Origin of the sequence: Cupriavidus sp. WS (genome assembly GCF_000395345.1) — a bacterium.
GTDB classification, from domain to species: domain Bacteria; phylum Pseudomonadota; class Gammaproteobacteria; order Burkholderiales; family Burkholderiaceae; genus Cupriavidus; species Cupriavidus basilensis_B.
Genome location: NZ_AQPL01000587.1, coordinates 1 through 4,273, shown reverse-complemented (window position 1 = coordinate 4,273; position 4,273 = coordinate 1). Strand labels below are relative to the sequence as shown.

The 4,273-nt window shown below is 70.7% G+C and carries 3 protein-coding genes and 1 pseudogene; all 4 read left to right on the top strand.

The features are described from left to right. Window positions 1-2,327: aerobic carbon-monoxide dehydrogenase large subunit (locus tag K206_RS0135135; protein ID WP_020206938.1), on the top strand; the 2,327-nt coding region annotated here is incomplete at its 5' end. A gap of 57 nt (window positions 2,328-2,384) precedes the next feature. After that, window positions 2,385-3,005 (top strand): SRPBCC family protein, encoded by a 621-nt coding sequence (locus K206_RS0135130; protein ID WP_020206937.1) that lies wholly within the window; start codon window positions 2,385-2,387, stop codon window positions 3,003-3,005. Window positions 3,006-3,020: 15 nt separating this feature from the next. Continuing rightward, entirely contained in the window at window positions 3,021-3,914 is an 894-nt protein-coding gene (locus K206_RS0135125) for a MoxR family ATPase (protein WP_020206936.1), read from the top strand. Continuing rightward, window positions 3,908-4,273: pseudogene (locus K206_RS40295) on the top strand (carbon monoxide dehydrogenase); the annotation flags it as partial. The gene K206_RS0135125 and the pseudogene K206_RS40295, both read left to right, overlap by 7 nt.

Here is a 4,273-nt window from a genome sequence, read left to right as displayed (position 1 = left end):
TCCTGCAGGGCAAGGGCACCTATGTCGATGACATCAAGATGCCGGGCATGCTGTTCGGCGCGATGGTGCGCAGCCCGTACGCGCACGCCCGCGTGAAGAAGATCGACAAGTCGCGCGCGCTGGCGCACCCCGGCGTGCACGCGGTGCTGACCGCCGACGACCTCAAGCCGCTCAAGCTGCACTGGATGCCGACGCTGGCCGGCGACGTGCAGGCGGTGCTGGCCGACGAGAAGGTCTGCTTCCAGAACCAGGAGGTGGCCTTCGTGGTGGCCGACGACCGCTACGTGGCGGCCGACGCCGCCGAGCTGGTCGAGGTGGAATACGAGGAGCTGCCCGCGCTGGTGGACCCGCACCTGGCGCTGGCGCCGGACGCGCCGGTGATCCGCGAGGACATCCGCGACAAGCAGGTGGGCGCGCACGGCGCGCGCCGGCATCCCAACCACATCTTCAACTGGAAGATCGGCGACAAGGACAAGACCGACCGCGCCTTCGACAACGCCGAGGTCACGGTCACGCAGGAGATGCTGTATCCGCGCGTGCATCCGTGCCCGCTGGAGACCTGCGGCTGCGTCGCGTCCTACGACAAGGCGCGCGGCGACCTGACCGTGTACATCACCTCGCAGGCGCCGCACGTGGTGCGCACCGTGGTGGGCATGCTGTCGGCGATCCCGGAATCGAAGATCCGCATCGTCTCGCCCGACATCGGCGGCGGCTTCGGCAACAAGGTCGGCGTGTATCCGGGCTACGTGGTGTCGATCGTGGCGTCGATCGTGCTGGGCCGGCCGGTCAAGTGGATCGAGTCGCGCGCCGAGAACCTGAGCAGCACCGCGTTCGCGCGCGACTATCACATGAAGGGCGAGCTGGCCGCCGACCGCGACGGGCGCATCAAGGCGCTGCGCGTGAACGTCGTCGCCGACCACGGCGCGTTCGATGCATGCGCCGACCCGAGCAAGTGGCCGGCCGGCATGTTCCACGTCTGCACCGGCTCGTATGCGATTCCCAACGCCTTCGTCTCGGTCGACGGCGTCTACACCAACAAATTCCCGGGCGGCGTGGCCTACCGCTGCTCGTTCCGCGTGACCGAGGCGGTCTACCTGATCGAGCGCATGATCGACGTGCTGGCGCTCAAGCTCGGCATCGACAAGACCGAACTGCGGCTGCGCAACTTCATCCGCAAGGACCAGTTCCCGTATCTCACGCCGCTCGGGCTGGAGTACGACTCGGGCGACTACGAGCCGGCGCTGCGCAAGGTGCTGGCCGCGGTGGACTATCCCGCGCTGCGTGCCGAGCAGGACGCGCGCCGCACCGACCCCAAGGCCGAGTGGCTGATGGGCATCGGCGTGTGCACCTTCACCGAGATCGTCGGCGCGGGGCCGTCCAAGGCGTGCGACATCCTCGGCATCGGCATGTTCGACTCGTGCGAGATCCGCGTGCATCCGGACGGCTCGGCGATCGCGCGCATGGGCACCATCACGCAGGGACAGGGCCACCAGACCACCTACGCGCAGATCATCGCGTCGGAGGCCGGCATCCCGGCCTCGGTGATCCAGGTGGAGGAGGGCGACACGTCCACCGCGCCCTACGGGCTGGGCACCTACGGCTCGCGCTCCACGCCGGTGGCGGGCGCGGCGGTGGCGCGCGCGGCGCGCAAGATCCGCGAGAAGGCCCGGCTGATCGCCGCGCACCTGTTCGAGGCCGGCCCCGACGACGTGGAGTTCGACCTCGACCGCTTCGTGCTCAAGGGCTCGCCGGGCAAGTTCAAGACCTTGAAGGAAGTGGCCTGGGCCGCCTACAACAACGTGCCCGAAGGCATGGAGATGGGGCTGGAGGCGGTGGACTACTACGACCCGCCCAACTTCACGTTCCCGTTCGGCGCCTACCTGTGCGTGCTCGACATCAACCGCCATTCGGGCGAGACGCGCGTGCGGCGCTTCTACGCGCTCGACGACTGCGGCACGCGCATCAACCCGATGATCATCGAAGGGCAGATCCACGGCGGCCTGACCGAAGGCTTCGCGGTGGCGATGGGGCAGGAGCTGCCCTACGACGAAGCCGGCAACCTGCTGGGCGGCACGCTGATGGACTACTTCGTGCCGACCGCGCTGGAGACGCCGCACTGGGACACCGACTTCACCGTCACGCCGTCGCCGCACCATCCGATCGGCGCCAAGGGCGTGGCCGAGTCGCCGCACGTGGGCTCGATCCCGTGCTTCACCTCGGCGGTGGTCGATGCGTTCGCCCATCTCGGCATCACGCACATGAACATGCCGCACAACGCCTACCGCGTCTGGCAGCAATGCCGCGCGCTCGGCCTGGCGCAGCGCTGACGCCGGGCCCGACCACGCGCGCCGCGCCGCGGCGCGCAAGCCTGCGAGGACAAGCTGATGAAAGTCGTGCTCGAAAAGGTCTTCCCGCTCGCCGCCGGTGCCGACGCGGCCTGGCAGTCGCTGCAGGACATCGCCGCGGTGGCCGGCTGCATGCCGGGCGCCGCCATCACCGAGCGCGTGGACGACACGCACTACAAGGGCACCATCGTCGTGCGGCTCGGGCCGGCCACGATGTCGTTCAAGGGCGAGATCGAGGTGCTCGGCCTGGACCCGGCCGCGCGCAGCCTGCACCTGGCGGGCAAGGGCGCGGACTCGACCGGCACCTCGGGCGCGTCGATGGACCTGCTGGCGACCGTGCAGGGCAGCGAGGGCAGCGGCGGCGCCTGCGCGCTGTCCGGCAGGAGCGAGGTGGCGATGAGCGGCAAGGCGGCCGCGTTCGGCGGCCGCATGATGAACACCGTGGCCGACCAGATCCTCAAGCAGTTCGCGGCGAACTTCGACGCGCTGGCGCAGTCGCGGCAGGCGCCCGCGCGGGATGCGGCGGCGCCGGCCGGCGACACCGCGCCGGCCACGGTGGCCCAGGCTGCGCCGCCGCGCACCGAACTCAACGGCCTCGCGCTGGCGTGGGCGGTGCTGCGCGACTGGCTGCGCGGGATCTTCTCGCGCAAGGCCACCTGACGCAGGCACGCCGCCATGCCAGCCGACCGCATGCCCGACGTGGCGGCGCTGCAGCAGCGCCTGGCGCAGCATGGTTACATCGCCGAGCGCAGCTTCGCCGCCACCTTGCTGCTGACGCTGGAGATGCGCCGCCCGCTGCTGCTCGAGGGCGAGGCCGGCGTGGGCAAGACCGAGGTCGCCAAGGCGCTGGCGCGGCTGCTCGGCACGCGCCTGATCCGCCTGCAATGCTACGAAGGGCTGGACGCGCACGCGGCGCTCTACGAATGGAACTACCAGCACCAGCTGCTGGCGATCAAGCTGCTGGAGCAGGACCCGCGCTCGGTGGCCGACAAGGAGCAGGACATCTTCTCCGAACGCTACCTGCTCAAGCGCCCGCTGCTCGACGCGATCACCGCCACGCCGGCGCCGGTGCTGCTGATCGACGAGATCGACCGCACCGACGAAGCGTTCGAGGCCTACCTGCTGGAGCTGCTGTCGGACTTCCAGATGTCGATTCCCGAGCTGGGCGTGGTGCGCGCAACCGAGCGGCCCTACGTGGTGCTGACCTCCAACGGCACGCGCGAGATCTCCGACGCGCTGCGCCGCCGCTGCCTCTACCAGTACGTGGACTACCCGGGCTTCGACAAGGAACTGCTGATCGTGCGCATGCAGGTGCCGGACGTGCCCGAGGCGCTGGCGCGGCAGATCGTGGAGTTCGTGCAGGCGGTGCGGCAGATGGACATGCAGAAGCGCCCCGGCCTGGCCGAGACGCTGGACTGGGCCTCGGCCCTGCTGCGCCTGGGCGTGAGCGCGCTCGACCCCGGCGGCGCCGAGCGCATCATGGATTCGCTGGCCGCGCTGGTGAAGACGCGCGCGGACCTGGCCGGGCTCACGCGTCCGGTCGTCGAAAAACTGGCGGCGGCATGCTGAACGTGCTGCCCGGCGCCGCGCAGCGCGCTCCCGAGACGGACCTGGCGGCGCGGCTGGTGTCGCGCTACACCGGCTTCGCGGGCTGGCTGCGCGCCAACGGCTTCCGCGTGGCGAGCGAGGACATGGCGGCCTCGATGGAAGTGGCGCGGCGCATGGGCCAGCTCGACAGCGAGCTGCTGCGCTGGAGCCTGCGCGCGCTGCTGTGCTCGCGCGCCGAGGAATGGCGCCGCTTCGACGCCCTGTTCGATGCCTACTTCCAGCGGCCCAACCGGCGCGCGCTGGCGCCGGCGCAGGCCAGCGGCGCCGGGCGCCTGGAGCCGCGCCGCGACGCCGGGCCGGGCGACGACAGCGAAGGCACC